The organism is Sedimentitalea sp. XS_ASV28 (assembly GCF_041224545.1).
GTDB lineage: Bacteria > Pseudomonadota > Alphaproteobacteria > Rhodobacterales > Rhodobacteraceae > Sedimentitalea.
Window position 1 is genome coordinate 1 of the sequence record NZ_JBGFGP010000071.1, and the last position, 5,933, is coordinate 5,933.

The window sequence follows — 5,933 nt, forward strand, 5'->3', positions numbered from 1 at the left end:
GCCGTCGGCATGCCCGCCTCTTGCTCCTTGATCATCCCGATAATCTGCGCCTCGGTAAAACGGCTCTTTCGCATTCGTCTGCTCCTTCAAGGTTGGGCAGACTCTACATCATGATGAGGGATTTCGCGGGGGGCAGGTCAATGCTGATATCCCGCATCGAAACCGTGCCGCTTCGAAGATAGCAACGCTCAAGATACGAAAACCGCGTCATAGACGTCGACAATACGCGTTGCACGTTCGCGAATGTCACTGGCGGTGAAACCCGGCTTGTACAGCGCACTGCCGATTCCGAACCCATCCGCGCCGGCGGCTTTCCACTCGGCAAAATTCTCAGGTCCAGCCCCGCCCACGGCAAACACCTCGGTCCCCTTTGGCAGCACGGCACGCATGGCCCTGACCCCATCGGTTCCGATCAGGTTGCCGGGAAAGAGCTTGAGACCATCGGCCCCGTGGCGTAGCGCGGTAAAACACTCGGTCGGCGTCATGACACCGGGAAACGACAGCATGCCCGCGGCCTTGGTCGCGTCTATCACCGTGGGATTGCAGTCCGGTGAAACCACAAATGCGCCGCCGATATCGCAAAGCCGCGTGACATCCTGCGGCGCCAGGACGGTTCCCGCGCCGATCAGCGCATCATCGCCAAAGCCACGCACCATCCGGCCAATGCTGTCGAACGGTTCCGGGGAATTCAATGGCACCTCGATCCTGGTAATGCCGCATTCGATCAGAACCCCCGCCAATTCGTGCGCCTCGGGTGGGGTTATCCCGCGCAGAATCGCGATTATTTTCCGGGTCATGTCTGGTCTACCTTCCAGCTTTCATAGACAGCCCGCAGGCCCGCGAGTGTCATCGCATCGCCATTGGCGAGCTCCACCGGAACACTCTGCCGCCCGAGTGCGGTCTGATAGAGCGTAGAAAGGGCCGGGTCGCCAACAATCGCGATCCGCTGCCCGAGCCAATAGGGCCGTGCGCCCGCCAGTTCGACACCGATCAGTTGCCCGGAGAGACGCGCCCGCGCGACACCTGCCGGCATGTCGTTGACCAGCGTTTCCGCGCGCAACCCGAACAACCGCGACGCCAGGTTCTGCGGTGCGCCAAGCGCATCATCAATCGCATCGGCAAAGGCCGCATCGTCCCAACCAGACGTCTGAACCGAATGGCGCAGCACGGATCTGTCCGATAGCAATGCGAATATTTCACCGGTCATGTAGGTACGAAAACTCACCACCTCGCCCGCGCTGATCTGGACCCATTTGGTATGGGTACCCGGCAGGCAAAGCACCCCGTCAAAATCGGGGTGCCGGGCAATGAAACCTGCGATCTGGGTTTCTTCGCCGCGCATCACGTCAGCGGGTGCGGTTTGCTTCATTCCCGGCAGGATCATCGGTGCGATGCGCGGGTCGCGCGCCCTGACCATCGTGGCCTGCCCGATACCCGGTGGCGCAGAGGGCACGGTGACATAGGCCGCTTCCTGCCAGCCCTGCCGCGCACCGACCATGCCACAACAAATGACCGGCACCGTGTCATCTCCGAGATACGGTGCGACAAGCCCGAGCAGCGCAGCTTCGAATTCATCGGGGACCAGCGACCCCATGCCGTGATCTGATCCCAATTGCGCGATGACCGCCTGATCAGAGTTCAAGACCCACACACGGAGATTGGAGGTGCCCCAGTCCACCGCGACCCAGTCTGCAAGTTCGGACACGCCCATCCACCCCCTTGTTACGACACCGCCGTCAAAGATCGGAGCCCGGCCCGACATCGTGCCGCCGGTATCGGGTGCAAGCAACAAGACCGCATCCACGATACCTCGAGTGGCCAGCGTTCATTTCACGCATTGCCGTTAGACATAAGCCGCGTGCCTCCCGGGTGTCACCCACATTTGCTTTTCGGTTAACACTCGACCCGACGCAAGCGCATTGACGCGAACACGGTCCACAAACGCAGTGTCTTCGGGTTTTGCCCTGGGACCCTGCCTTTGACTTACGTCCGTCAGAGAAGTCCTGCGCCTCGAAACGAAAATTCTTCTTCCTTGCCGATCACCACATGATCATGGATTGCGACGCTGATGGTTTTGCACGCGGCATCAATCTGCTGCGTCATCTGGATGTCTTCCTGGCTTGGCGTTGGATCACCCGAAGGATGATTGTGGACGAGGATGATCGCCCCGGCGTTCAACTCCAGCGCGCGCTTGACGATCTCGCGCGGATAGACCGGCACATGATCGACCGTTCCCGTGGCCTGTTCCTCGTCGGCGATGATCGTATTCTTGCGGTCGAGAAAGAGGATACGGAACTGCTCGGTTTCGCGATGCGCCATCGACGTGCGGCAATAGTCGATCAGGTCATCCCAGGATGTGAGAACGCAGCGATCCAGAACCTTTGCCCGCGCCATGCGTTGCGCAAAAGCCTCGGCGATACGCAATTGCAGATACACCCGGTCTGTCGCCCCCTCCACCTGCAACAGGCGATGTTCAGATGCGGCGACAACACCGTTCAGATCCCCGAATGCGGCAAGCAGGCGTTTGGCAAGCGGCTTCACATCAATCCGTGGAATGGCGTTGAACAGCAGCAATTCGAGGATTTCGTATTCCGGCATGGGTTTGTGCCCTCCGGTGAGAAAGCGGGTTCTCAGCCTTTCGCGATGGCCCCAGTAATGCGGCCGCATGTTCCCGTCCTTGTCCGCGACCATGCCACCACCCGCAGACACGGATGGGGATAGCCGGTCATTGCTGCGGCAGGGTCGTGAATAGGCCGGCTCCGTCACGACCCCCGGTGGCGGAATACGGGCATCGAGATCGGCCAGACCGCGCATCGCACTTTCGGAAAACCCGCCGGGTCGCCCGCCATCCTGCGCGTAGTCGGCTGTTGGTTCCTTGCTGCCGAGGCTCCGCCTCGCCTGTTTCGAAAACCGGCTGACGATCCAGCTGGTCATCTTACGGCCCGTGATCGATTGTTCTGCATGAGCGTGTCACCCCTCGATTGCCACTTGCATCATGCTGATCCGGGCAAGGTTAATGCCGGTTTAACGACCAAACATTGAGCGCCGCTTGCCCCTGATTTGCCGACACTGAATCGACCATTTTCATGGATCGGTTTGGCGACGTGGCGGATCATGATGTATGATCGGGAGAGGAACGGTTGTCCGTCAGGGTCAAGCCGGACGGGCCGAAAGACCCTCGCAAGACGTGTTCAAACGTATTTGGCCCCGGCCGAATATCATCGTCCGGGGCCAAATACGTTCAACACGGATCGTGTCAGCCGGCCTTGGTTTCGGCTTCAGCCTTGGGCTCGGCGTCGGCGGCGGGTTCAGCTTCAGCTTCGGGCTCGGTTTCAAGCAGCGCGCGCAGCTTCTCTTCGTCCTCGCGGGAGATCGAGCTGGTGTGGACCTTACCCTTGCCCGCGTACTTCTCGAGGCGTTCCATCACCCTGTCCTGCGTCACGTCGCGGACCAGAACAAAAACGGCGGCATTGTCTTCTTTCAGATCCTCGCCGATCTTCTTCATGAACTCGTCATCGATCCCGTAATCCGAAAGTTTGCCGCTGAGTGCACCGGTACCGGCACCGATGGCGAGGCCCAGGAGCGGGTTGAGGAACATCATACCGACCAAGGTGCCCCACATGCCGCCGGTGAAGGCGCCTGCTGCTGTCAGGTTGAGGGCCTGGTGAAGTTTGACCTTGCCATCGGCGTTACGGGTCACGACGACCGCATCGTCGATGCTGAGAAGGTGATCGGCTTGCATCCGCACCAGATCGGCGCGAAGGTCGAAGGCAGTGGCGTGGTCGTCGAAGATAACAGCGATGAGCTTGGACATTGGACTTCCTTCCTTAGTGGTGGCCGTTGGCGGTGTACCGTGGCCGTTGTTGATGAAAGGAACATAGCGCCCAAAGTGCCGTATGCATAATTAGATAAATTGCACCAGATCATAAAATTACTTATGTTGGGCCATGTCACTCGTTCACCTTAAGACCTTTCTCGAAGTCTACCGCCAGGGAGCGTTCACACGGGCCGCTGGCACTCTTGGGTTGACGCAGCCGGCCGTGACACAGCACATCGCGGCGCTCGAGACGGTTCTGGAACGACAGCTGTTTCAACGCGTGTCGCGTGCGGTCACGCCCACCGACATCGCACATGACCTGGCCCGCCGTATCGGAGATCACCTTGATCTGACAGAAGAAATACTGGCCGAGTTCCGGGCGCGTTCGTCCCGTCTTGCCGGCACCGTTCATCTCTGCGGACCATCGGACATCCTGTCGGACTTGGTCGCACCGCATCTTCATATGTTGTGCGCCGAACGCATCTCGCTCCAGTTGCATCCAACCATCGGCGACGAGATTCGGGATCGACTTCTTTCCGGGAATGCAGATTTCGGGTTTTCCGTCACCCTGCCGCCCGACGATCGGATCGCCCACACCCCGCTGGGGCGCGAGGAACTCATGCTTGTCGCGACCCCTTCCCTCGCCGCCCGGATCGAATCGGAAGACACGCTGTCGCACGGTCTCGAACGGACGCCGTTTCTGAGCTATTCGATCGAACGGGATCTGCTGCGGCAGTGGATCGAACATCACGAACTGGACATCGGCCGGGCCGAAGAAAGCGTCACGGCCCCCGATCTGCGCGCGTTGCGCGGACTGGTCACGGCGGGGCTGGGTTGGTCTGTCCTGCCGCGCTATCTGGTGTCCGAGGCGCTGGAGGCCGGGAAGATCAAGGAGATCGAGGGGCCGAACGGGTGCCTGACCATCGGCTACGAATTGTTCTGGACCAAAGCCTCGGCGCGCACCCCGCGAATTCTGCGTGCACGAGACCTGATCCTCGAAGGCTTCGCTGCGTAATACGCGCCTGGGTCGGGTGATTGATGCCCTGCGCGACATCTGTCCCACCGGCGCGGCAGGCGCCCATGCAAACAATCCGAAAAAACTGTGTCTCTCAATCCGTCAAGTGGCTAGAATGCAAGTATGAATCGGTTTCTCAAGGTGCACGGCCTGACCCAGAGCACACAGGTTTCAACAGATCGCGATAACGATAATCGGTACATTGCCGGTTAAGTGGTCGCATAACGGACCACGGTTGGACAAAATGAGGAGTAAGAAGATGAAGACATGGATTTGGTGGCTGATCGCGGGGGGACTCTCCCTGCTCGGCGGTCTTTTTGCGCTTGCAAATCCGCTGGCGGCAACGCTGACGGCAGAGCTCTTCGCGGGCTGGAGTTTTATACTGGTCGGTATTTTCGTTCTCGTCTCGGCATTCAACGATCAGGGCTGGGGCGCACGCGCCATGGCGATTCTGCTTGGCATTCTGATCCTGCTTTTCGGCATCAGCCTCGTCTCGAATCCGGTGGCCGGAATCATTTCGCTGACGATTGTATCGGGCATCATGCTGTTGATCTTCGGCATCATGCGGATCGTGCTGGCATTTTCGACTGAGCTTTCGCAGATTCGGTGGGCGTTGATCCTCTCGGGCGCTCTGTCTATCATTCTCGCCATCATGATCTTCTCCAATTTTCCGCAATCGGCAGCCGCGGTGCTGGGTATCTTCCTTGCGGTTGAGCTCATATCCAACGGCGTTTCGCTGATTATCCTGGCGATGGCACGCAAGCCCGACACACAAGCAGGATGAAATCCTGATTGCCAATGGTTGTTTCCGATGAACGGAGCACCGGCGCTCTGGTCCTTTGAACCGGTCGTTCGTTTTCGACGGTCATTAATGGTGCCTGAGCGTCGTTAAAGTGTTTCGCGATTAACTGAGACATCTGGTATCACCTAACGCATTGAAATATTTGATTTCATTCAGCGTTAGGTCATGTTGACAAATGACGGATCCAAAGTCGGATTGACGCGATGTCGATGAAGCCCAGGAAGCTTTCAGCCGTCTTATCGTAGCGGGTTGCGACGCGCCGGGCGTTCTTGAGTTTGTTGAAGCACCGCTCAACCATG

General features: G+C 59.0%; 7 protein-coding genes. 2 read left to right on the forward strand and 5 right to left on the reverse strand.

Annotated elements, in window-relative coordinates:
* Positions 1-188: 188 nt before the first annotated feature.
* From AB9K34_RS03435 to AB9K34_RS03450, 4 genes are all read right to left on the reverse strand, one after another.
* Positions 189-797, reverse strand: coding sequence for a 2-dehydro-3-deoxy-6-phosphogalactonate aldolase (locus AB9K34_RS03435; protein WP_369953048.1), 609 nt, complete (start codon positions 795-797; stop codon positions 189-191).
* Positions 794-1,711 (reverse strand): 2-dehydro-3-deoxygalactonokinase, encoded by a 918-nt coding sequence (locus tag AB9K34_RS03440; protein WP_369953052.1) that lies wholly within the window; start codon positions 1,709-1,711, stop codon positions 794-796. Before AB9K34_RS03440 ends, AB9K34_RS03435 begins: the two co-directional genes overlap by 4 nt.
* Positions 1,712-1,992: 281 nt before the next feature.
* Positions 1,993-2,934, reverse strand: coding sequence for a DNA repair protein RadC (gene radC, locus AB9K34_RS03445; RefSeq protein WP_369953049.1), 942 nt, complete (start codon positions 2,932-2,934; stop codon positions 1,993-1,995).
* Between the two features lie 322 nt (positions 2,935-3,256).
* Positions 3,257-3,814 carry a DUF1269 domain-containing protein gene (locus tag AB9K34_RS03450; RefSeq protein WP_369953050.1) on the reverse strand — a complete coding sequence of 186 codons (558 nt, stop codon included), beginning with the start codon at positions 3,812-3,814 and terminating at the stop codon, positions 3,257-3,259.
* 133 nt (positions 3,815-3,947) lie between these two features.
* Here AB9K34_RS03450 and AB9K34_RS03455 point away from each other — a divergent pair, with 133 nt between their 5' ends.
* Together AB9K34_RS03455 and AB9K34_RS03460 are read left to right on the forward strand one after the other, a co-directional pair.
* On the forward strand, positions 3,948-4,832 hold the full coding sequence (locus AB9K34_RS03455) for a LysR family transcriptional regulator (RefSeq protein WP_369953051.1): 885 nt from the start codon (positions 3,948-3,950) through the stop codon (positions 4,830-4,832).
* Positions 4,833-5,076: 244 nt separating this feature from the next.
* The gene (locus tag AB9K34_RS03460; RefSeq protein WP_369953053.1) at positions 5,077-5,616 is read left to right on the forward strand and encodes an HdeD family acid-resistance protein; all 540 of its coding nucleotides are present in this window, start codon (positions 5,077-5,079) and stop codon (positions 5,614-5,616) included.
* Positions 5,617-5,797: 181 nt separating this feature from the next.
* Here the strand turns inward: AB9K34_RS03460 and AB9K34_RS03465 are convergent.
* A partial coding sequence (locus AB9K34_RS03465) for a transposase (protein WP_369952484.1) occupies positions 5,798-5,933 on the reverse strand: 136 nt, incomplete at its 5' end.

Bases quoted from the DNA above. Each gene is read 5' to 3' on its own strand.
- AB9K34_RS03435 (WP_369953048.1), bottom strand. From the start codon at position 797: ATGACCCGGAAAATAATCGCGATTCTGCGCGGGATAACCCCACCCGAG.
- AB9K34_RS03440 (WP_369953052.1), bottom strand. From the start codon at position 1,711: ATGGGCGTGTCCGAACTTGCAGACTGGGTCGCGGTGGACTGGGGCACC.
- radC (WP_369953049.1), bottom strand. From the start codon at position 2,934: ATGACCAGCTGGATCGTCAGCCGGTTTTCGAAACAGGCGAGGCGGAGC.
- AB9K34_RS03450 (WP_369953050.1), bottom strand. From the start codon at position 3,814: ATGTCCAAGCTCATCGCTGTTATCTTCGACGACCACGCCACTGCCTTC.
- AB9K34_RS03455 (WP_369953051.1), top strand. From the start codon at position 3,948: ATGTCACTCGTTCACCTTAAGACCTTTCTCGAAGTCTACCGCCAGGGA.
- AB9K34_RS03460 (WP_369953053.1), top strand. From the start codon at position 5,077: ATGAGGAGTAAGAAGATGAAGACATGGATTTGGTGGCTGATCGCGGGG.